We start from the raw sequence: 21,492 nt of genomic DNA, 5'->3' as shown, positions 1-21,492 counted from the left end.
CCGACCCGATCCGTGCCGAGGCTACCGTGGCCCCATGACCTCCCAGCCCGTTGCCTCCGCCCCGTCCGCCGCGCCGGAGCCGCGCACGATCCTGCGCCCCGGCGCGGTGATCACCCGCCCGGACTGGCCCGCGGAGGCGGAGATCCGCTCGCTCCACGTGGTCCGCATCGGCGGGGCCGGGATGTCCGCCGTCGCCCGGCTCGCGCTCGAGGCCGGTCTCACCGTGAGCGGTTCCGACTCGCAGGACGGGCAGTTCATCGCGCCGCTGCGCGCGGCCGGTGCGCACATCGGCATCGGCTTCGACGCGGGCCTGCTGGCCGAGGACGTCGACCTGCTCGTCGTCTCCACCGCGGTCCGCGCCGACAACCCCGAGGTGATCGCCGCTCGCGAGCGGGGCATCCCCGTGATCCACCGGGCGGCCGCGCTCGCGGGCCTGCTCGGCGGGCGCTCGCTGATCGCCGTCGCCGGCACCCACGGCAAGACCTCCACCACCGGCCTCGCCGTCATGGCGCTGCGTGGCGCGGGCCTGGACCCGGCTTGGGCGCTCGGTGCCGCCGTCCCGGACCTCGGCCGCAATGCGGGCTTCGCCGCGGCGGATCCGAGGGAACCTCTCGCAGCGGCCCCGGCGGAGGAGAGCGCCGTGGAGGGTGCCGCCGACGACGCGGGCGTCGCCCCCGCACTCCCGCAGTCCGGGGGGCTCGCCGTGGTCGAGGCCGACGAGTCCGACGGCTCCTTCCTCGCCTTCGCCCCGCGCTCGCTCGTGGTCACGAACCTCGAGCCCGATCATCTCGACTTCCACGGCGATGCGGAGACGCTGACCGCCGCCTTCGACGCCCTCACCGCACGTCTCGTGTCCGGCGGCACCCTCGTGGTCTGCGCTGACGACGCCGGGGCGGCCGCCCTCGGCGACCGGGCCGCGGAGCGCGGGCTCCCGGTGATCCGTTACGGCGTCGGGGCCGGGGCCGACTGGCGGGTGCTCGAGGAGCGCGGCGGCGCGACCGGTACCCGCGTGCGCCTCGCCACGCCCGAGGGGCCTCTGGACCTCTCCCTCGCCGTTGCCGGGCACCACAACGTGCTCAACGCCGTCGGCGCCCTCGCGGCCGTGCGCGCCGCCGTGCCGGAGGCCGATCCTGCGGCCCTCGCCGGTGGGCTCGCCCGCTTCACCGGTGCCTCGCGTCGCTTCGACGTCGCCGGGGAGGCCGGCGGGGTCACGGTCGTCGACGACTACGCGCACCATCCCCGGGAGGTCGCCGCGACCCTCTCCGCCGCTCGCGGCATCGTCGAGGCCCAGGACCGCGGCGGTCGCGTGCTGGTGGTCTTCCAGCCCCACCTCTACTCGCGCACGCGGCTGTTCGCTGAGGACTTCGCGACGGCGCTCACCGCCGCCGACCAGGCCTGGGTGCTGCCCGTGTACGGGGCGCGCGAGGACCCGGACCCGCAGATCACCGCCGCGACCATCACCGACCACGCCCCGCTCGGCGTGCTCCCGGTGGCCGATGACGCGCCGGAGGGCGAGCTCGCCGCTGCCGTCGCCTCGACCGCGCGCCCCGGCGACCTCGTGCTCATGCTGGGGGCCGGCGATATCGTCGAGCTCACCCCGAGCGTCCTCGCGGCGCTCGGCGGGACGGGGGAGGGGGCCTGATGGCGACCCGCCGCCCCGCCGCCCCGCGCCCCCGGCCCCGCTCCGGCGAGTCGGCGAGCTCGGCGAGCTCCCCGGGTCAGACCGCGCGCCCGGTGCCGCGTCGCACCGCCGCCCCGTCGGCCTCCTCCACGACCCGCCGCTCCGCGGCCCCGGCACCCACGCGCCGGAGCGCCGGCACGTCCTCGACCTCTTCCTCGGTGAAGCCCGACGCGGCGGGATCGGGAGCGTCGGCTGCGTCGGCGACGTCGTCGGGGTCCGCGAAGTCAGCCGCTCCGTCGGCGCCGTCCGCCGCCTCGGGGGTTCCCACGGCGTCCACCGTGTCCGCGGGCTCGGCCGCCTCGGCGTTCCCCGCCCCCGCCCGTGCGACGGAGGCGCCGGGACGATCCCGCCGCGCCGTCGGCCGCCCCGCTCCGGCAGAGGATCCCGCCCCCGCCGCGGGGGAGGGACGGGTCGTCCAGGCCGCGGACCGCTTCCGTGCGATGGTGATCGGACGCCCCTGGCGTCGACGCCGTCGCGCGATCCTCGCCTCCCTCGCCGGGGTGCTGGCCCTGCTGCTCGTCGCCGCCGGCACCGCGATCTACCTCCCCGCCCTCCAGGTCGACCGGGTGGAGATCTCGGGCCTGGGCTATCTCGCGGAGGACCAGGTGCGCGCGGTCGTCGAGGAGCACGACGGCGACAGCGTGCTGCTGCTGCGCACCGGCCGGATCCAGCAGGAGCTGCTGGCGCTGCCCGGTGTCGCGAGCGCCGAGGTCGAGCGGTCCTGGCCCGACGGCGTCTCCGTGACGGTCACCGAGACCGCTCCTGTCGCGGTGCTCACCCGCGCCGACGGCAGCACCGCCGTGCTCGACGCGGCGGGGGAGGAGCTGCCGGCCGCCGCGGCGGAGGGCGCGACCCTGGTGCCGCTCTCCGTCGGCGCGGGCGCTTCCGACCCGGAGGGTGCTGCCGTCGCCATGAGCGAGGTGGTCGGCGCGATCCCCGAGTCGCTGCGGAGCTCGGTCCGCTCCGTGACCGCGACGACCGCGAGCGATGTCACCCTCGAGATCGCCCTCGAGGACGGCACCGTGAAGACGGTCATCTGGGGCGGCGCGGCCGACAGCGCCCTCAAGGCCGAGGTGGTGCAGGCACTCATCTCCCAGCCCGGCACCGTCATCGACGTCTCCTCGCCGGTCGCACCGGTCACGCGCTGAGCAGCGGGCCCGGACCCTCGATCCGTCCGGGTTCACGGCCGACACGCGCCGACGGTGTTTGCACGGGCGCGCCCTCGTCCCTAGCGTCGAGGGGAAGGAGAGGCGCCCCGAAGTCACAACCTGAAGTAGAGGTTGAGAGTTCGACCGGGTGTCGGGACCAGCCCGAGGCGGCCCCTCTCCGCAGGTGAACGACAAGAGCAAGGACCAAACGTGGCCGGAACCCAGATCTCCCTCGCAGTCATCAAGGTCGTCGGTGTCGGCGGCGGCGGTGTCAACGCTGTCAACCGCATGATCGAGTCGGGCCTCAAGGGGGTCGAGTTCATCGCGATCAACACTGACGCCCAGGCCCTCCTGATGTCCGACGCCGACGTCAAGCTCGACGTCGGCAAGGAGATCACCCGCGGTCTCGGCGCCGGCGCCGATCCCGAGGTCGGCAAGAAGGCCGCCGAGGACCACGCCGAGGAGATCGAGGAAGTCCTGCGCGGGGCCGACATGGTCTTCGTGACCGCCGGCGAGGGCGGCGGCACCGGCACCGGCGGCGCGCCCGTGGTCGCCAAGATCGCCCGCAGCCTCGGCGCCCTCACCATCGGCGTCGTGACCCGCCCCTTCACCTTCGAGGGGCGCCGTCGCTCCACCCAGGCGGAGTCCGGGATCGCGGCCCTGCAGGCCGAGGTCGACACCCTCATCGTGATCCCCAACGATCGCCTGCTCTCCATCGCGGACAAGCAGGTCTCGATGCTCGACGCCTTCAAGAGCGCGGACCAGGTCCTCCTCTCCGGTGTCCAGGGCATCACCGACCTGATCACCACCCCGGGCCTGATCAACCTCGACTTCGCCGACGTCAAGTCGGTCATGCAGGGCGCGGGCAGCGCCCTCATGGGCATCGGCTCGGCGCGCGGTGAGGACCGTGCGCTGCAGGCCGCCGAGCTCGCGGTCTCCAGCCCGCTGCTCGAGGCCTCGATCGACGGCGCCTACGGCGTGCTGCTCTCCATCCAGGGTGGCAGCGACCTCGGCCTGTACGAGGTCTCGGAGGCGGCGCGCCTGGTGCAGGAGGCCGCGCACCCCGACGCGAACATCATCTTCGGCTCGGTCATCGACGATGCCCTCGGCGACGAGGTGCGCGTCACGGTCATCGCCGCGGGCTTCGAGGCCGGCGGCCCCGCTCCCCGCACCGATCTCGCCTCGCGTCCCGCCCCGCGCCCCGAGCCGGCGGCCCGCCCGGCCGAGCGCCCGGCGGCGAGCCGTCCGGCCGCCTCCTCGGCGAACGCCGCCCCCGCCGCGAACGGCGCCTGGGGCCAGCCGCAGACCGCCTTCTCGCCCTCGCGGCCCAGCGCCGCGGAGCCCGAGACGGACGTGCTCGACGCCGCCGACGCCGAGGACCCCCGCCCCGTCGGCCAGCAGGTGCCGCCGCGTCCCGCTCCCCGTGTCCCCGAGCAGCAGCAGCCCCCGCGGCCGCCGCACATCGAGGAGCCCCCGGCGGACGACGACGACCTCGACCTCCCGTCGTTCCTCAAGTGACAACCACCCTCTCGGCACGGGCTCCGCGGCTTCGCGGGGCCCGTGCCCTGTTCACGGGTCGCTCCGGCGGGGTCAGCACCGGGGACCACGCGAGCCTGAACCTCGCACTGCACGTCGACGACGATCCGGCGGCGGTCGTGCGGAACCGGGACCTCCTCGCCGACGAGATGGGGGTCCGCCCCGTCTTCGTCGACCAGGTCCACTCCACGCTCGTGCACGTGCTGCCGCCGGCGGGGGACTCCCCGGTCGTGACCGCCGACGCGCTGGTGACGGACCGGCGGGACGCGGCGCTCGCGATCATGGTGGCCGACTGCCTGCCCGTGCTGCTCTCGGATCCGGTAGCAGGCGTGATCGGAGCGGCGCACGCGGGCCGTCGCGGACTGCTCGACGGCGTACTCGAGGCGACCGTTGAGGCGATGACGGCGCTCGGAGCGCAGCCCGCCGACCTCACCGCCTCGATCGGCCCCGGGATCTGCGGCGCCTGCTACGAGGTGCCGGCGGCGATGCAGGAGGACGCGGCGGCGCAGCTGCCCGAGTCCGCCGCGACCACGAGCTGGGGCACCCCCGCCCTCGACCTCCGGGCCGGGGCGGCGGCGATCCTCGCCCGGCTCGGCATCCCCTCCGGGGCGATCGACGCCGACCATCCCTGCACCCTCGAGGACGAGTCCTTCTTCTCCTACCGCCGCAGCGCCCGGACCGGCCGCTTCGCCGGGGTGATCCGGAGGGCCTGAGGAGGTCCGACACGCCGACCGACACGCCGGGCGCCTCCCGGGGCGCCCCGCGACCCTGCGGTACTTTCGGTGAACGGGCTCCCACGCACTCCCCGTGCTTCCCCGGAGCCCAGGTCAGCGCGAACAACACACGGGAGATCCACGATGGGCAACTGGCGCAACGCCATGGTCGCTCTCGGCCTCGCCAACGAGGTCGACGACGAGTACTACGAGGACGAGCGGGTCCGACAGGACGAGCCTGCCGCTCCGGCCCGACGCACCGAGCGCGGCCCCGAGCCGGCTCTCGAACGGGAGGCTCAGGTGACCCCCATCCGCCAGCGGTCCAACGTCGTGGCGATGGCCCCGGCAGTGGAGGACTCGATGCACCGCATCACCACGATCCACCCCCGTTCCTACAACGACGCCAAGGCGATCGGCGAGTCCTTCCGGGACGGCATCCCCGTCATCGTGAACCTCTCCGACATGCAGGACGGCGACGCCAAGCGCATGGTCGACTTCTCCGCGGGCCTCGTCTTCGGTCTGCGCGGCAGCATCGAGCGCGTCACCTCCAAGGTGTTCCTGCTCTCGCCCGAGTTCGTCCAGGTCGACGGGGACACCTCCGCCGACGAGGGCAACTTCTACAACCAGAGCTGAGGTTCCGTGCAGCTCGTCGCCGGGGTGCTGTATCTCGCAGTGTTCCTGTACATGCTCCTGCTGCTCGCGCGGCTGGTGATCGACTGGATCCGCGGGTACGCCCGCGACTTCCGGCCGACGGGGCTGGTGCTGGTGCTCTTCGAGGTCGTGTTCACGCTGACGGACCCCCCGGTGATGTTCCTGCGCCGCCTCATCCCGCCGCTCCGCCTGGGGCCGGTGGCCCTCGACCTCAGCCTGATGCTGCTGCTCGTGGCCTGCTGGGTGCTCATGGCGGTGCTCTCCTCGCTCGCGTGAGCTCCGGTGAGCTCGCATGGGCTCCCCGGTGTCCGGCTGATCGGCTGATCGGCCGGGACGTCCGGTGAGCGCGCCGGATCCGCTAGGCTGTCCGCACTGCGCCCGGCGCAGAGACCACCCCAGACTGACGAGAAGGTGACCCATGGCTCTGATGCCCGATGACCTGCTGCACAAGCGGTTCACACCGGTTCGGTTCTCCGAGGGCTATGACATGGACGAGGTGGACAACTACCTCGACAACGACATCCTGCCGCGCCTCCAAGAGCTGATCGACGAGAACAACCGCCTCACCAAGGAGCTGGAGGAGGCCCAGAACCGCATCGCGGAGCTGGAGTCCGCCCCGGCCGCGGCCGCCGCCGATGCGGCCCCGGTGGAGGACGACGCCGAGCTGATCGACGCCGCCCCCGTCGCCGAGGCGCCCGCCGCGGATGTCGACACCACGGCCCCGCAGGCCGTCGTCGAGCCCGAGGCCCCCGCCGAGCAGCCCGCGCCCGCCGCGGCCTCCTCCGCGCCGACAGACGCGGCCGGCATCATCGCCCTCGCGAACCGCCTCCACGACGAGTACGTCAAGAACGGCGAGGACGAGCGCGACCGCCTCATCGCCGAAGCGAACGACGAGCACAAGCGCATCGTCGGCGAGGCCGAGGAGAAGTCCCGCACGACCCTCGCGGAGCTCGAGTCGAAGAAGGCCGAGCTCGACAAGACCATCGAGGGCCTGCGTACGTTCGAGCGCGACTACCGCAACCGTCTGCGCAACTACCTCGAGAACCAGCTCCGCGATCTCGACACGAGCGAGACGCAGGACAAGCAGGCGACCTTCGGCCTGTGAGCCGTCACGCCTCCTCTGCGACGAGCGCCGGGCCCCTGGGGTCCGGCGCTCGTCGCCGTCTCCCCCTCCCCGGGGTCCTCGGCATCATGGTCGTGCTCGGCGCGATCCTGCTCGTCCTCGACCAGGTCACCAAGAACTGGGCGGAGGCGAACCTCGAGGAGCTCGTTCCCCAGCCGTTCGTCGGCGAGTTCCTGCAGCTGACGTTGCTGTACAACTCGGGCGCCGCCTGGGGCATGGGGGCCGGGATCACGCCCGTCGTCACGTGCCTGCAGATCCTGATCATCGTGGGCGTCCTCGTCTTCGCGGTCACCTCCGTGCGTTCGCCCTGGTACTCCCTGGCCCTCGGCATGATCCTCGGCGGGGCGCTCGGCAACATCCACGATCGAATACTGCGGCCGCCTGCCCCGTTCCGCGGCGAGGTCGTGGACTTCCTCGAGCTGCCGAACTGGCCGGTGTTCAACATCGCCGACATGGGCGTCGTCGGCGGGGCGATCCTCATCGTGCTGCTCGGCGTGATCGGCCTGCACGCGGATCCCGCCGCCGGGGACGCAGAGGATGCCGCGACGGCAGAGGCCGAGGCGCCGGAGGAGCGGGAGGCGTGAGCGGCCACCGCACCCTGATGGTCCCCGACGGTCTCGCGGGGGAGCGGGTCGACGCCGGCCTCTCGCGCCTGCTGGGCCTGTCCCGCACCCGCGTCGCCGATCTCGTGGACGCCGGGCACGTGCAGATCGACGGTCGCGTCCCGCCCCGCTCGCAGCGACTCGAACCGGGCGCTCTGCTCAGCGTCGAGATCCCTGACGAGCGCCCCGCGACCCAGGTGCGGCCGCAGATCGCCGAGGGCATGAGCCTCGTCCACCAGGACGAGCACATTGTGGTCATCGACAAGCCCGTCGGCGTCGCCGCGCATCCGAGCGCCGGCTGGTCGGGGCCGACGGTCCTCGGCCATCTCGCGGCGGCGGGGGTGTCGATCCGCACCAGCGGCGACCCCGATCGGCAGGGCATCGTCTCCCGCCTCGACGTCGGCACGAGCGGGCTCATGGTGGTCGCCCGCACCGAGCTCGCCTACACCACGCTCAAGGACGCCTTCCGCGCCCGCGAGGTGGACAAGGTCTACCACGCCGTCTGCCAGGGGACCCCGGACCAGCCCGAGGGCACGATCGAGGCCCCGATCGGCCGGTCCCCGAACCACGACTACAAGTTCGCGGTGCGCAGCGACGGCAAGCACTCCGTCACCCATTACTCGACCCTCGAGGCGCTGCGCGGCGCGACCCTGCTGCGGGTCAAGCTCGAGACGGGCCGCACCCACCAGATCCGCGTGCACATGGCGGCGCTGAAGCACCCTCTCGTCGGCGATCCGCTGTACGGCGCGGACCCGACCCTCGCGGAGCGGGTCGGACTGATCCGGCAGTGGCTGCACGCGATGGAACTCGGCTTCATCCACCCCGCCACCGGGGAGCAGGTCACCTTCTCCTCGCAGTACCCGGCGGACCTGCAGCAGGCCCTGGACCGGCTCAGGGAGCGCTGAGCGGGCGCGTCCAGGCGATACCGTCGGACCATGACCGACGAGCAGCTCCCCGGCGCCCTCACCCCCACGCGCTCCGCGGCCCTGTCGCGCCCCGATTTCCCCGTCGCCCGTGTCGCGCGCCGCCTGGGCCTGGACCCCGCGGGCGCCGAGGTGGCGCTGCGGAACGACGAGGCGATGCGGGCGGCGATCGCCCGCGCGGTGGAGGAGTTCCTCGCGGCCGACGACGAGCGCCGGTCCGGTCGCGCGTCCACCTCCGCCCTGGCCCAGGATCCCGACTTCCCGACGGGGGTGGGGATGGCGCTCGTCGGCGCCGCGGTGCTGTGGGAGGCACGGGAGCTGGTGCCGCGGGTCGCGCTGCGCGTCGCGACCGACCACTACGAGGACGGGGCGGACGAGCTCGCCGCGAGTTACGTCGCGCTGGTCCTCGAGTGCGTCGAACCGGGGGAGGACCGGGACGACGACGCCCTCGCCTGGGCCGCCCAGTCCCTGCTCGTCGCCGTGTTGCAGCGCTCGGGCGAGCCGGCCCGCGCGGCGGAGATCGCCGCCGACCTCGCCGCCCACGCGATCCCCCTGGACCTGTGGCGCGACGAGGACCCGACCCTCCCGGACGACTCGCTGGCCTGGCACGGCGGCGCCTTCGTGGGCGGCATCCCGCCGCGCCGCGACGAGCGCTCCCTGAGCTACGAGGACGTCCACGACTACATGGGCCGCCTCCTCGCCGACATGCGCCGCGAGCGCGAGGCGGAGGAGGACGGGGCGTGAGCGGTCCCGCCGAGCAACTGCTCACCCACGCCGGGGGCTCCGACCCCCGCTGAACAGCCGCGGCAACGTCCCGACGCGCCCCCGGATTCCCGACACGCCGGACGCGCCGGGGTGACCTCTCCGACCCCGCGCCGAGCCCCTCCGCGGGGCGTCCCGGATTACCCTGGAGCGCATGGCTTCTCCGGGCACCGATGACTTCGTCCACCTCCACGTCCACACCGATTACTCGCTCCTGGACGGGGCCGCGAAGATCGACAAGCTCGTCGCGGAGGCGGCGAACCTCGGGCAGAGCGCGGTCGCGATCACGGACCACGGGTACCTCTTCGGCGCCTACGAGTTCTACGCCGCGGCGACCAAGGCGGGCGTGAAGCCGATCATCGGCATCGAGGCGTACGTGACCCCGGGGACGAGCCGTCATGACCGCACCCGCGTCCAGTGGGGCACCAAGGAGCAGCAGGCCGCGGGCGACGACGTCTCCGCGCGCGGTGCCTACACGCACATGACCCTGCTGTCGAAGTCGACGGAGGGCATGCACAACCTCTTCCGCCTGGGCTCGGCCGCCTCGCTCGACGGGCAGATGGGCAAGTGGCCCCGCATGGACCGCGAGATCCTCGCGAAGTACGCGCCGGGCCTCATCGCCACCACCGGCTGCCCCTCCGGCGAGGTGCAGACCCGGCTCCGCCTGGGCCAGTTCGACGAGGCCGTGAAGGCCGCTGGCGAGTTCCAGGACATGTTCGGACGGGAGAACTACTTCATCGAGCTGATGGACCACGGACTGTCCATCGAGAAGCGGGTCACCAAGGACCTCCTCGAGGTCGCCAAGGCGATCGGCGCGCCGCTGGTCGCCACCAATGACCTCCACTACGTCACCGAGGAGGACGCCACCATCCAGGACGTCCTGCTGTGCATCAACTCCGGCTCGAAGCTGAACGACCCGGACCGTTTCAAGTTCGACGGCTCCGGCTACTTCCTGAAGTCCGCGCAGCAGATGCGGGAGCTGTTCCGCGAGTTCCCCGAGGCCTGCGACAACACGCTGCGCATCGCAGAGATGTGTGACGTCTCGTTCACCACCACGAACGAGGGCGCGAATTACATGCCGCACTTCCCGACCCCCGGCGGAGAGGACGAGGAGTCCTGGTTCGTCAAGCAGGTGCAGGACGGCCTGCACTACCGCTACCCCTCCGGCATCCCCGACGAGGTCCAGCAGCGCGCCGACTACGAGGTCGGGATCATCCTGCAGATGGGCTTCCCCGGCTACTTCCTCGTCGTCTCCGACTACATCAAGTGGGCCAAGGAGCAGGGCATCCGCGTGGGACCGGGCCGTGGCTCCGGCGCCGGCTCGATGGTCGCCTACGCGATGCGCATCACCGACCTCGACCCGATCGAGCACGGCCTGCTCTTCGAGCGATTCCTGAACCCCGACCGCGTCTCCATGCCCGACTTCGACGTCGACTTCGACGATCGCCGCCGCGGCGAGGTCATCGACTACGTCGAGCAGAAGTACGGCGACGACAAGGTCGCCCAGGTCGTCACCTACGGCGTCATGAAGACGAAGAACTCCCTCAAGGACGCCGCGCGCGTCCTGGACTACCCCTTCGCGATGGGCGACCGGATCACCAAGGCCCTGCCCCCGGCGGTCATGGGCAAGGACATCCCGATCAACGGCATCTTCGACCCCGAGCACAAGCGCTATGCGGAGGCCACCGAGTTCCGGCGGATGCACGACGAGGACCCGGACGTCCAGAAGGTCGTCGGCATCGCCAAGGGCGTCGAGGGCCTGACCCGCGGCTGGGGAGTCCACGCCTGCGCCGTCATCATGTCCAGCCACACGCTGACCGACATCATCCCGATGATGCGCCGGCCCTCCGACGGCCAGATCATCACGCAGTTCGAGTACCCGACCTGTGAGACCCTCGGCCTGCTGAAGATGGACTTCCTGGGGCTGCGGAACCTCACCGTGCTCTCGGACGCGGTCGAGAACATGACCCGCAACGGGAAGACCCCGCCGGATCTCGAGACCCTGCCGTTCGACGACCAGAATACCTACGAGCTGCTGCAGCGCGGCGACACCCTCGGCGTGTTCCAGCTGGACGGCTCCGGCATGCGCACCCTGCTCCGCCAGATGAAGCCCGACCAGTTCGGTGACATCACCGCGGTCTCCGCGCTCTACCGCCCGGGCCCGATGGGCATGGGCTCGCACACCAACTACGCGCTGCGCAAGAACGGCCTGCAGCCGATCACCCCGATCCACCCGGAGCTCGAGGAGCCGCTCGCCGAGATCCTCGGCGAGACCTACGGCGTGCTCGTCTACCAGGAGCAGGTCATGCAGACCGCGCAGAAGGTCGCGGGCTACTCGCTCGGCGAGGCGGACATCCTCCGCCGCGCCATGGGCAAGAAGAAGAAGGCGGAGCTGGACAAGCAGTACGTCTCCTTCGAGGCGGGCATGAAGGGGAACGGCTACTCCGACGCCGCGGTCGCCGCCCTCTGGGAGACGCTGCTGCCCTTCGCCGACTACGCCTTCAACAAGTCGCACTCGGCCGCCTACGGCGTGGTCTCCTACTGGACCGCCTACCTCAAGGCCAACCATCCCACCGAGTACATGGCCGCGCTGCTCACCTCCACCCAGGAGAACCGCGACCGGCTCGGCCTGTACCTCGGCGACTGCCGCCACCGCGGCATCACCGTCCTCCCGCCCGACGTCAACGAGTCGGACCTCTACTTCTCCGCCGTCGGCGAGGACATCCGCTTCGGCCTCTCCGCGATCCGGAACGTCGGCGCCAACGTCGTCGAGGAGATCATCAAGGCGCGCGAGGAGAAGGGCGCCTTCACCTCCTTCACCGACTTCCTCGACAAGGTCCCCCTGACCGTCTGCAACAAGCGCACCATCGAGTCGCTCATCAAGGGCGGCGCCTTCGACTCCCTCGGCGCGAACCGGCGCTCCCTGGTGCTGGTCCACGAGGACGCCGTCGACTCCGTCGTGGACGTCAAGCGCAAGGAGGCCCAGGGCCAGTACGACCTCTTCGCCGACGTCTTCGCCGGGGTGGGGGAGGACGGCGAGACCATGGCCTCGGGCTCCGCCGCGACGATCACCATCCCCGACCTGCCCGAGTGGGACCGCAAGCAGAAGCTCGCCTTCGAGCGGAACATGCTGGGCCTGTACGTCTCGGACCACCCGCTCTACGGGCTCGAACACGTCATCGCCCAGAACTCGACCACCTCGATCAGCGCGCTCGCCGACGAGGGCGCGGTCGAGGACGGCCAGATGGTGACGATCGCGGGCCTGGTCACGACGCTGCAGCGCAAGACCACGAAGAAGGGCGACATGTGGGCGATCGCCACGGTCGAGGACCTCGAGGGCTCGATCGACTGCCTGCTCTTCCCGTCCACCTATCTCACGGTCGCCGGCGAGCTCGCCGAGGACCTGATCGTCTCCATGAAGGGACGGGTCGACACCTCCAAGGGCATGCCCGAGCTGCGGGTCATGGAGATGTCGATCCCCGAGACCGGGGGCGGGGCCGACGGGCCCGTCGTCATCGCCCTGCCCGCCCTGCGCGCCACGAACAAGGTGGCCGAGCAGCTCCGCGGCGTCCTCGAGGACAACCCCGGCTCGAGCGAGGTGCGGCTGCGTTTGCAGGAGCCGGGCCGCACCACCCTGATGCAGCTGGACAAGCGGCTCTCGGTCACCCCGTCCGCTGCCCTGTACGCCTCCCTCAAGGCACTGCTGGGACCGGGCTGCCTGCAGTGACGCCCCCGGCACCCGGCCCGGTGGCGGCCCTCTGGAGGGTCGCGACCTGGAACATCCGCCATGGGCTGGGGGCCGACGGGCGCGTGGACCTCGTGCGCACGGCGCGGGAGATCGCCGCGCTCGGGGCCGACGTGATCGGTCTGCAGGAGGTCGACGTCGCCTTCGGCGAGCGGTCCCGCGGGGAGGACCAGGCTGCGCGGCTCGCCGCGCAGCTCGGTCTGGAGGTCGCCTTTGGCGCCGCGCTCGAGCATCCGCCGACGACGGTGGGCGCACCGCCGCGCCGCTACGGCGTCGCTCTGCTGACCCGGCATCACCTCGAGACGGCGCAGCACCATCCGCTGCCCGACCATCCCGCCGCCGCCCCGGGAGAGCCCCGCGCGGTGCTCGTCGCGCGCGTCCGGCGAGCGGACGGGACCGCGCTCGACGTGCTGGTCACCCATCTGGATCACGCCGATCCGCGGCACCGCACCGCACAGGTGCAGGGGCTCGTGCGCCGCACCGACGAGCTCGATCCCGAGGTGCCCGCCGTGCTGATGGGGGACCTGAACGCCGACCCCGCCGCGCCCGAGCTCGCCGCCCTCGCCGCGACCGGCTGGCGGGAGGCCGCCGGCTCCGCGCGCGCGGCCGACGAGTCCCGACCGCCTGCCTCGCGTCGGCGCGACCTCCTCGCCCGCCGTGCCCGGACCGGGCGCGCTGCCCGGGTCGCCCGGTCGCTGGCGCGTCGTCTCGGGCTGGTCCTCCGCGGCGGCCTCCCCGGCGCCCGGACCGGCCGTCCCCCCGCCCCGGACGCCCCCACCCATCCGTCCCGTCTGCCCCTGCGCCGCCTCGACTCGATGTGGGTGCGCGGACCAATCGAGGTCCGCGCGGTGCGGGTCGGCCCGCGCGGATCCTCCGACCATCGCCCGGTGCTCGCCCTCCTCGCCCCGCGACGCTGAGACCCCGCTCTCGCCCCCAGCTCCCGTCGGCGGACGTGGACTAGCGTTGAGCCCATGAGCTTCGCAGAGGACCTGCTGCCCGATGACCTCCTCGAGACCTTCCGCGAGCGCGCGGCGGTCCACGACCGGGAGAACACCTTCCCCGAGCTGGACCTGGCCGACCTGCGCGAGCGCGGCTACCTGCGGTTGCTCGTGCCGACCGTGCTCGGCGGGCTCGGGGCGAGCCTGCTGGACGCCTCCCGGGTGCAGCGGCGCCTCGCCCAGGCCGCCCCGGCCACGGCCCTCGCCCTGAACATGCACCTCGTGGTCACCGGCGCGGCGCTGCACGCGCATCTCGTCGGCGCCGACGCGGGGGAGCGGGTCCTCGCCGGCGCCGCGGAGGACCTCCTGTTCGCCTTCGGCATCTCCGAGGCCGGCAACGAGGCGATGCTCTTCGACGCCTCGACCCGCGCGGATGCCCGCGAGGACGGCGGGTACACCGTCACGGGGACCAAGATCTTCACCTCCCTCGCGCCGGTGTGGGACCGGCTCGTGGTCCACGGACGCCTCGCCGATGCCACCGAGGTCGACCCCCGCCTCGTGTTCGGACTGCTCGAGCGCACCGACGCGGTCGAGGTCCTCGACGACTGGGACACCCACGGCATGCGCGGCACCCAGTCCCGCACCACCCGCCTGCACGCCGCACCGATCGCCGCCCAGGACGTCCTCACCCTCACCCCCGTCGGACCGAACCCCGATCCGCTCGTGCGCGGGATCTTCGGTGCCTTCGAGCTGCTCATCGCCTCGGTCTACACCGGCATCGCGGAGCGGGCGCTCGCCGTGGGCGTGCAGGTCGCGACCACCCGCCGCTCCGTCACCCGCGGCATCGTCCACGCCGACGACCCCGACATCCGCCGCCGCCTCGCCGCCGCCGCGATCGGGATCGACGGGGCGATCCTGCAGATCGAGAAGGTCACCGCCGATCTCGACGCGCTCGGCACCGGCTCCACGGGGCCCGGGATCACCGACCACGGCGCCCGCTGGTTCCTCCACTTCTCCGGGGTGAAGTCCCGCGCGACCGAGGCCGCGATCGCGGCCGTGGACCAGGTGCTCCGCGCGAGCGGCGGCTCCCACTTCTTCCGCCGCAGCGAGCTCGAGCGGCTCTCCCGCGACGTCCGGGCGGGCCTCTATCACCCGTCCGACGAGGAGTCGGTGCACGCGTCCTACGGGAAGGCGCTGCTGGGCGAGGTCGGCTCCGCCGGCTGAGCGGGGCCGCGCGGGATCCCGTCAGCGGGATCCGCCGGCTGAGCTGTGGGGCCCGTCGGCCTGTCAGCCGAAGAGGATCTCGACCTCGTCCCACCGGGACTGCGGCACCTTCTTCGTGGAGTCGATCGCGTCGCTCAGCGGCACGTCCACGATCTCGGTGCCCCGCAGGGACACCATGCGCCCGAAGCCGCCCCGGTGCACGAGATCGACGGCGGCGGTGCCGAGCCGGGTGGCCAGCACCCGGTCGTAGCCCGTCGGCTCGCCGCCGCGCTGGATGTGGCCGAGCACGGTCGCACGGGCCTCCACGCCGAGACGCTCCTCGATGATCGGGGCGAGGGCCGCGGCGACCCCGCCGAAGCGGGGACGGCCGAACTCGTCGAGGTCGTAGTCCATGAAGCCCTCGGGGGCGTCCTGCGGGATGAAGCCCTCGGCGACCACCACGAGCGGCGCCCGGCCGCGGTCGAAGGCGGACTTCACGTAGCCGCAGATCTCGTCGATGGTCAGCGGGAACTCGGGCAGGCAGATCACGTGGGCGCCCGCCGCCATGCCGGAGTGCAGCGCGATCCAGCCCACCGAGCGGCCCATCACCTCGGCGACCATGCAACGGTGGTGCGAGTCGCCGGTCATCCGCAGCCGGTCCAGGGACTCGGTCGCGATCTCCACCGCGGTGTTGAAGCCGAAGGTGTAGTCGGTCGCGTCGAGGTCGTTGTCCACCGTCTTCGGCACACCGACCACCGGCACGCCCGCCTCGTGCAGACGGTTCGCCGTGAACAGGGTGCCGTCCCCGCCGATCGCGACGATCGCGTCGATGTCGTTCTCGTCCATCTGCCGCAGCACGACCTCCGCCCCGTCGGCCCCGTCGTGGAAGGGGTTCGCGCGGGAGGTGCCGAGGATCGTGCCGCCGATCCGGCCGATGCCGCGCACCTTGCGCCGGGGGAGCGTCATCCAGTCGTTCTCGATCACCCCGCGCCAGCCGTCGCGATAGCCGATGAACTCGTCCTCGAACAGCTTGTCGCCCTTGATCACGATGCCGCGGATGACGGCGTTCAGCCCGGGGCAGTCGCCCCCGGAGGTCAGGATGCCGATCTTCATGGGGGAGGACTCGCTTCTCTCGCCGGGACCAGGGGTGCTGCGACCCACTCTAGGACCACCCCGCGGCATGTCGCCAAGCCCTCGGTCCCGCCACGAACAGCACATGACGTGCAGGTGAACGGCATCCTTCGACCGCCGACGCAGAACGACGCCCCGCCCCCGCGATGCGGGGACGGGGCGCCGTTCGGGTCCGTCGGCTCCGGTCATCCGGTCCGACGGGAGAGGGTCACTCCGGGGCGTCGGCGGCGTCGTCGGCGTCGGTCGACGGTGCGGTGGGGGCCGCCGGGGCGGAGCCCGCCGCGGACCCTGCCTGCTCGGCCTGGGCGCGCACGGAGCGACCGCCCTCGGCGGCCCGCTGCAGGGTGTCCTGGAAGTCGACGCCGGTCGTGGACTTGACCATGTCGAGGACCTGGGCGAGTCCCACCGAGATGTTCTGCCCGATCTTCGCCTCGCCGTCGGTGGAGAACACCGAGAGGTTGGAGATGTTCGAGTAGGGGGAGGCGAGCTCGTTCGCGACGGCCGGCAGCACGTCGAGCACCTGGGCGAGCACCGCGGCGTCGTTGAACTGCTTGTACGCCTCGGCGCGGGCCCGGGTGGTCTCCGCCTCGGCATCGCCCTTGGCGCGGATCGCCGCACCCTCGGCCTCGCCCTTGGCGCGCAGCGAGTCGGCTTCGGCCTGACCCTCGAGGCGCACGGCCTCGGCGTCCTTCGAGCGGCGCTGCAGCTCGACCTCGGCCTCGGCCCGACCGCGGGCCTCGATCGCGTGCGCCTCGGCGTCCGCGGAGACCTTGCGGGCCTCGGCGCGGTTGCGCTCGTCGGTCAGCTGCGCCTCCGAGTCGGCGACGCGGGCGTACTTCTTCGAGTCCGCGTCCTGCTGCTCGGCGTAGCGCTTGGCCTCGGCCGGCTTGTGGACCTCCGCGATGAGCTGCTTCTCGCGCAGGTCGTTGTTGCGGACCGCGATGAGCTCTTCCTGCTCGATGATCCTCTGCTGCTGCGCGGCGCGGGCGAGGGGACCGGCGGCGTCGGCCACGGCCTGACGGGCGTCGGTCTCCTCCTTGATCTCGGCGTTGCGGATGTCGAAGGCCTGCTTCGACTCGGCCTCCTGCTGGAGGTTGAGGTTCTTCGCCTGGGTCGACTCGCGGTTCGCGTCGGACTCGGCGATCGAGGCGCGCTTGGCGACCAGCGCCGCCTCCGGGCGGCCCCAGTCGCGCAGGTAGGAGCCGTCGTCCTCGACCGCGGAGATCTGGAAGGTATCGATGACCAGGCCCTGGTTGTTCATCGAGTGCTCGGCCTCGGCCTGCACCTGCGAGGCGAAGGACGCGCGGTCGCGGATGATCTGCTCGACGCTCAGCGTGCCGACCACGGCGCGCAGGGTGCCCGAGAGGATCTCCTGGGTGTAGTGGTCGATCTGCTGCTGCTGGTCGAGGAAACGCTGGGAGGCCTTGCGGACATCGTCGACGTTGCCGCCCACCTTGACCTGGGCGACGCCGCGCAGGCGCAGGAAGATGCCGTTCATCGAGTAGCCCTCGACCTCGACCGGGATCTGGCGCGAGGAGAGGCTGAGCACGAAGGCGCGGTCCACGATGGGGCGTACGATCGCGCGCCCGCCGATGACCACGCGGGCCCCGCCCGACTCGAGGTCGATGTCCCCGTTGGGGCTGGTCTTGGCGCTGCGTCCGGTGATGATGAGCGCTTCGTTCGGCGCCGCGATGCGGTAGCTGCGCAACAGCACCAACAGCAGGATCAGCAGGACGATCAGGATGACCGCCGCCCCGCCGACGATCGGGATCAAGGCTTCCATGGGTTCCCCTCAGTGAGCTCGTGCATGCCCCTCATGCACGTCGCCGTCGATTGTCCCATCGCGGGGCCCCGAGCGGGAGGTCGTTCCGGAGGCGGAGACGCCGTCGTGACCGGTGAGGACACCGCGGCGGCGGGGAGCGTCCGGAATCTCCGGCGCCGACGTCTCGCGATGCGGCCTGGCGGTCCGAATAGTGGGATCGAGGGTCTAGTGTCGCCCGTCGTGAACCACCCGCATGCCCCCGAACCCGCCGACCCCACCGATCCGTCCGGCCCGCCGCCGACCGCCCCCGCGAACACCCGAGGCCGCGTCATCACGGCCTCGATGGTGGGCACCACGATCGAGTTCTTCGACTTCTACGCCTACGCGACCGCCGCCTCGCTCGTCTTCCCGGCCCTGTTCTTCCCGACGCAGACCCCGGCGAACCAGCTGCTGAGCTCCTTCGCCGTCTTCGGCGTCGCCTTCGTCGCGCGGCCGCTGGGCTCGCTGATTTTCGGCCACTACGGAGACCGCGTAGGCCGCAAGACCACGCTCGTCGCGAGCCTGCTGGTGATGGGCATTGCGACCTTCCTCATCGGCGTGCTCCCCACCGCCTCCACGCCCGGCTTCGCGGTCATCGCCCCCGCGATCCTGGTGCTCCTGCGTTTCTGCCAGGGCATCGGCCTGGGCGGCGAATGGTCCGGCGCGGCGCTGCTGGCCACCGAGAACGCCCCTCCCGGCAAGCGCGCTCTGTACGGCACCTTCCCCCAGCTCGGCGCCCCGCTCGGGTTCATCCTCTCCAACCTGCTGTTCGTGCTGCTGAGCGTGCAGCTCACCCCCGAGCAGTTCACGGCCTGGGGGTGGCGCGTGCCCTTCCTGCTCTCCGCGGTGCTCGTGATCGTGGGCCTGTGGGTGCGGCTGAAGCTCATGGAGTCCCCGGCCTTCCAGAAGGTGCTGGACGAGCAGCGGGTCGCGGCCGTGCCGATCGCCCGCGTGTTCCGCACCGCGGCCAAGCCGCTGGTCCTCGCGACCCTCGCCATGGTTGCGACGTACGTGCTCTTCTACCTCATGACCGCCTTCCTCATGGTGGTCGGCACCACCGCGGCCGACGAGGCCTCCGCCCGGGGCGCCGCGGAGGCGGCGGGCAAGGCCTTCGACCCGACGAGCTTTGCCCCGGGCCTCGGCTACGAGCGCACCGACTTCCTCACGATGCTGATCATCGGGGTGGTCTTCTTCGGGATCTTCACTGTGGTCTCCGGTCCACTCGCGGATCGCCTGGGCCGCAAGCGGTTGCTGCTCGTCGTGACCGCCGGAATCGGCGTCTTCGGCCTGTTGCTCGACCCGCTCATGCACGCCGGGACGGTCGGGGTGATGGCCGCGCTGATCCTCGGCTTCACCCTCATGGGCCTCACCTTCGGGCCGATGGCGGCGTTCCTGCCCGAGATGTTCCGGGCCGACGTGCGGTACACCGGCAGCGCCGTCAGCTACAACATGGCCTCGGTGATCGGGGCGGCCCCCGCGCCCTACGCCATGATCGCGCTGTGGCAGGCGCAGGGCGGCTCGCTGCTCCTGGTCGGCGGCTACCTCACCCTCGCCGCGGTGATCACGATCCTCGCCCTCATCGCGGGCGGCGAGACCCGGGACGTGGACTACCTGGCGTGACCTGAGCCCGCTGGTTCCGGCCGGCCCGGGCGGATCTGGCGGGCCCTCCCCGCGGGCACTGTCCATGAACGGGACGTGAGCGGCCCGAGACCTGTCATATGCAGGTCTCGGGCCGTTCACGTCCCGTCGGTGGACACAGCCTGGCCCGGCCGAGACCGCCGGGACGGGGCCGGTCAGCCCTCGCGGTGCGCGCGGTAGTAGCGGATCAGCGCCGAGGTCGAGGAGTCCTCCGCCGCGATCGCCGTCTCGTCGCCCGCGACGGCGCCCGCGAGGTCCTTGGCCAGCTGCTTGCCGAGCTCGACGCCCCACTGGTCGAAGGAGTTGATCCCCCACACGGCGCCCTGCACGAAGGTGATGTGCTCGTACAGCGCGATCAGCTGGCCCAGCACCGACGGGGTCAGCTGCGGCGCCATGATCGAGGTGGTCGGGCGGTCGCCCGAGAACTGGCGGGCGGGGACGAGCGCGCCCTCGGTGCCCTCGGCCCGGACCTCCTCGGCGGTCTTCCCGAAGGCCAGCGCCTTGGTCTGCGCGAAGAAGTTCGCCAGGAACAGCTCGTGGACGTCCTGGTCGCCGTCGCGCAGGGCGTGGTTCGGGGTCGCGAAGGCGATGAAGTCCGCGGGGATGGTGCGGGTGCCCTGATGGATCAGCTGGTAGAAGGCGTGCTGGCCGTTGGTGCCGGGCTCGCCCCAGAACACCTCGCCGGTCTCCGTCGTGGCGAGGGAGCCGTCCCAGCGCACCGACTTGCCGTTGGACTCCATGGTCAGCTGCTGCAGGTAGGCGGGGAAGCGGTGGAGGTACTGGGAGTAGGGGAGGACCGCATGGGTCTCCGCCTCCTGGAAGTTCACGTTCCACACGTTCAGCAGGCCCATCAGCAGCGGCACGTTCTTCTCCGCCGGGGCGGTCGCGAAGTGCACGTCCATCGCGTGGAAGCCGGCCAGCAGCTCCTCGAAGACGTCCGGGCCGAGCACGGTCGCGAGCACGGTGCCGATCGCCGAGTCGACGCTGTAGCGGCCGCCCACCCAGTTCCAGAAGCCGAAGGCGTTCTCGGGGTCGATGCCGAACTCGGCCACCTTGTCGAGCGCGGTGGAGACGGCCACGAAGTGCTTCGCGACGGCCTCCGACTCCTGCTCGGCGGTCAGACCCGCGCCCTCGCGCAGCCCGGCCAGCAGCCAGTCGCGCACGAGGCGCGCGTTGGTGAGGGTCTCGAGGGTGGTGAAGGTCTTGCTCGCGACGATGACCAGGGTGGTCTCGGGGTCGAGATCCCGCGTCGTCTCGTAGGCGTCGGTGGGGTCGATGTTCGAGAGGAAGCGGGCGGTGAGGCCGTCCTGCGCGAGCGGCTTCAGCGCCTCGTAGATCATCACCGGGCCGAGGTCGCTGCCGCCGATGCCGATGTTCACGACGGTCTCGATGCGCTTGCCGGTCACGCCGGTCCACTCGCCCGAGCGCACCGAGTCCGCGAACTCGTAGACCCGGCGGAGGGTCTCGTGGACGTCCGCGTCGATCTGCTGTCCGTCGACCTCGAGGGCGGGGGAGGCGCCCTCGGGGCGGCGCAGCGCCGTGTGCAGCACGGCCCGGTCCTCGGTCGTGTTGATGTGGGCGCCCGCGAACATGGCGTCGCGACGCTCCTCGACGCCGACCTCGCGGGCGAGCTGGAGCAGCAGCTCGACGGTGCGGTCGGTGATCACGTTCTTGGACAGGTCCACGTGCAGGTCCGCCGCGGAGAAGCTCAGGCGCTCCGCACGCTGCGGATCGGCGGCGAACATCTCCCGCAGCGACCCGGAGCGCTCGAGGTCGTGCGCCTCGAGGGCGTCCCAGGCGGCGGTGGTCGTGGGGTCCACGGGCTCGACGGATGGGGCTGAGGGGGTGGAGGGGGAGGAAGCGGTGCTCGACTCGGTCATGCCGCCATTGAACACCG

General features: G+C 72.1%; 18 protein-coding genes. 14 read left to right on the top strand and 4 right to left on the bottom strand.

The features are described from left to right. Positions 1-34 precede the first annotated feature (34 nt). Positions 35-1,642, top strand: a complete 1,608-nt coding sequence (locus V1258_RS10210; RefSeq protein WP_329749558.1) for a UDP-N-acetylmuramate--L-alanine ligase — start codon at positions 35-37, stop codon at positions 1,640-1,642. A gap of 76 nt (positions 1,643-1,718) precedes the next feature. On the opposite strand, the gene V1258_RS10205 is transcribed toward V1258_RS10210, so the two are convergent. Then, complete coding sequence (locus V1258_RS10205; protein ID WP_329744804.1) at positions 1,719-1,949, bottom strand: hypothetical protein; 231 nt, start codon at positions 1,947-1,949, stop codon at positions 1,719-1,721. Between the two features lie 10 nt (positions 1,950-1,959). Here V1258_RS10205 and V1258_RS10200 point away from each other — a divergent pair, with 10 nt between their 5' ends. The 12 genes from V1258_RS10200 to V1258_RS10145 all read left to right on the top strand — a co-directional run bounded on the left by V1258_RS10200 (position 1,960) and on the right by V1258_RS10145 (position 15,046). After that, a complete protein-coding gene (locus V1258_RS10200) occupies positions 1,960-2,829 on the top strand; it encodes a cell division protein FtsQ/DivIB (protein WP_329749557.1) in 870 nt (289 codons plus the stop codon). Positions 2,830-3,039: 210 nt separating this feature from the next. Continuing rightward, positions 3,040-4,347: a cell division protein FtsZ gene (ftsZ, locus tag V1258_RS10195; protein WP_329749555.1), complete on the top strand. Its 1,308-nt coding sequence runs from the start codon at positions 3,040-3,042 to the stop codon at positions 4,345-4,347. After that, positions 4,344-5,078, top strand: a complete 735-nt coding sequence (gene pgeF, locus V1258_RS10190; protein ID WP_329749553.1) for a peptidoglycan editing factor PgeF — start codon at positions 4,344-4,346, stop codon at positions 5,076-5,078. The genes ftsZ and pgeF overlap by 4 nt, the downstream gene beginning before the upstream one ends. 144 nt (positions 5,079-5,222) lie before the next feature. Beyond that, a complete protein-coding gene (locus tag V1258_RS10185) occupies positions 5,223-5,711 on the top strand; it encodes a cell division protein SepF (RefSeq protein ID WP_329749552.1) in 489 nt (162 codons plus the stop codon). Between the two features lie 6 nt (positions 5,712-5,717). Further along, the gene (locus V1258_RS10180) at positions 5,718-6,005 is read left to right on the top strand and encodes a YggT family protein (RefSeq protein WP_329749550.1); all 288 of its coding nucleotides are present in this window, start codon (positions 5,718-5,720) and stop codon (positions 6,003-6,005) included. A 142-nt stretch (positions 6,006-6,147) separates the two neighbouring features. After that, on the top strand, positions 6,148-6,834 hold the full coding sequence (locus V1258_RS10175) for a DivIVA domain-containing protein (protein WP_329749548.1): 687 nt from the start codon (positions 6,148-6,150) through the stop codon (positions 6,832-6,834). After that, the gene (gene lspA, locus V1258_RS10170; RefSeq protein WP_329749547.1) at positions 6,831-7,436 is read left to right on the top strand and encodes a signal peptidase II; all 606 of its coding nucleotides are present in this window, start codon (positions 6,831-6,833) and stop codon (positions 7,434-7,436) included. Before V1258_RS10175 ends, lspA begins: the two co-directional genes overlap by 4 nt. Beyond that, on the top strand, positions 7,433-8,359 hold the full coding sequence (locus V1258_RS10165; RefSeq protein WP_329749546.1) for an RluA family pseudouridine synthase: 927 nt from the start codon (positions 7,433-7,435) through the stop codon (positions 8,357-8,359). The genes lspA and V1258_RS10165 overlap by 4 nt, the downstream gene beginning before the upstream one ends. Positions 8,360-8,389: 30 nt before the next feature. Then, positions 8,390-9,121 carry a hypothetical protein gene (locus V1258_RS10160; RefSeq protein ID WP_329749544.1) on the top strand — a complete coding sequence of 244 codons (732 nt, stop codon included), beginning with the start codon at positions 8,390-8,392 and terminating at the stop codon, positions 9,119-9,121. Between the two features lie 172 nt (positions 9,122-9,293). Continuing rightward, entirely contained in the window at positions 9,294-12,866 is a 3,573-nt protein-coding gene (gene dnaE / locus V1258_RS10155) for a DNA polymerase III subunit alpha (RefSeq protein ID WP_329749542.1), read from the top strand. Further along, entirely contained in the window at positions 12,863-13,801 is a 939-nt protein-coding gene (locus V1258_RS10150; protein WP_329749540.1) for an endonuclease/exonuclease/phosphatase family protein, read from the top strand. The genes dnaE and V1258_RS10150 overlap by 4 nt, the downstream gene beginning before the upstream one ends. A 54-nt stretch (positions 13,802-13,855) precedes the next feature. Next, positions 13,856-15,046 (top strand): acyl-CoA dehydrogenase family protein, encoded by a 1,191-nt coding sequence (locus V1258_RS10145; protein ID WP_329749538.1) that lies wholly within the window; start codon positions 13,856-13,858, stop codon positions 15,044-15,046. A 63-nt stretch (positions 15,047-15,109) separates the two neighbouring features. Here the strand turns inward: V1258_RS10145 and V1258_RS10140 are convergent, their stop codons facing one another. Continuing rightward, the gene (locus V1258_RS10140; protein WP_329749537.1) at positions 15,110-16,138 is read right to left on the bottom strand and encodes an ATP-dependent 6-phosphofructokinase; all 1,029 of its coding nucleotides are present in this window, start codon (positions 16,136-16,138) and stop codon (positions 15,110-15,112) included. A 226-nt stretch (positions 16,139-16,364) separates the two neighbouring features. After that, the gene (locus V1258_RS10135) at positions 16,365-17,939 is read right to left on the bottom strand and encodes a flotillin family protein (RefSeq protein WP_329749536.1); all 1,575 of its coding nucleotides are present in this window, start codon (positions 17,937-17,939) and stop codon (positions 16,365-16,367) included. A gap of 219 nt (positions 17,940-18,158) precedes the next feature. Here V1258_RS10135 and V1258_RS10130 point away from each other — a divergent pair, with 219 nt between their 5' ends. Continuing rightward, positions 18,159-19,577, top strand: a complete 1,419-nt coding sequence (locus tag V1258_RS10130; RefSeq protein ID WP_442878611.1) for an MFS transporter — start codon at positions 18,159-18,161, stop codon at positions 19,575-19,577. A gap of 173 nt (positions 19,578-19,750) precedes the next feature. On the opposite strand, the gene pgi is transcribed toward V1258_RS10130, so the two are convergent. Beyond that, the gene (gene pgi / locus V1258_RS10125; protein ID WP_329749535.1) at positions 19,751-21,475 is read right to left on the bottom strand and encodes a glucose-6-phosphate isomerase; all 1,725 of its coding nucleotides are present in this window, start codon (positions 21,473-21,475) and stop codon (positions 19,751-19,753) included. Positions 21,476-21,492 lie beyond the last annotated feature (17 nt).

The sequence above is a fragment of the Brachybacterium sp. J153 genome (genome assembly GCF_036311905.1).
In the GTDB taxonomy this organism is placed as follows: domain Bacteria; phylum Actinomycetota; class Actinomycetes; order Actinomycetales; family Dermabacteraceae; genus Brachybacterium.
This window is presented reverse-complemented; position numbering and strand designations above follow the sequence as displayed.

What these genes read in the sequence shown, in the direction of transcription:
- pgi (WP_329749535.1), bottom strand. Translation starts at nt 21,475, where the DNA reads ATGACCGAGTCGAGCACCGCTTCCTCCCCCTCCACCCCCTCAGCCCCA.
- V1258_RS10160 (WP_329749544.1), top strand. Translation starts at nt 8,390, where the DNA reads ATGACCGACGAGCAGCTCCCCGGCGCCCTCACCCCCACGCGCTCCGCG.
- V1258_RS10175 (WP_329749548.1), top strand. Translation starts at nt 6,148, where the DNA reads ATGGCTCTGATGCCCGATGACCTGCTGCACAAGCGGTTCACACCGGTT.
- dnaE (WP_329749542.1), top strand. Translation starts at nt 9,294, where the DNA reads ATGGCTTCTCCGGGCACCGATGACTTCGTCCACCTCCACGTCCACACC.
- V1258_RS10145 (WP_329749538.1), top strand. Translation starts at nt 13,856, where the DNA reads ATGAGCTTCGCAGAGGACCTGCTGCCCGATGACCTCCTCGAGACCTTC.
- V1258_RS10140 (WP_329749537.1), bottom strand. Translation starts at nt 16,138, where the DNA reads ATGAAGATCGGCATCCTGACCTCCGGGGGCGACTGCCCCGGGCTGAAC.
- V1258_RS10135 (WP_329749536.1), bottom strand. Translation starts at nt 17,939, where the DNA reads ATGGAAGCCTTGATCCCGATCGTCGGCGGGGCGGCGGTCATCCTGATC.
- V1258_RS10185 (WP_329749552.1), top strand. Translation starts at nt 5,223, where the DNA reads ATGGGCAACTGGCGCAACGCCATGGTCGCTCTCGGCCTCGCCAACGAG.
- V1258_RS10210 (WP_329749558.1), top strand. Translation starts at nt 35, where the DNA reads ATGACCTCCCAGCCCGTTGCCTCCGCCCCGTCCGCCGCGCCGGAGCCG.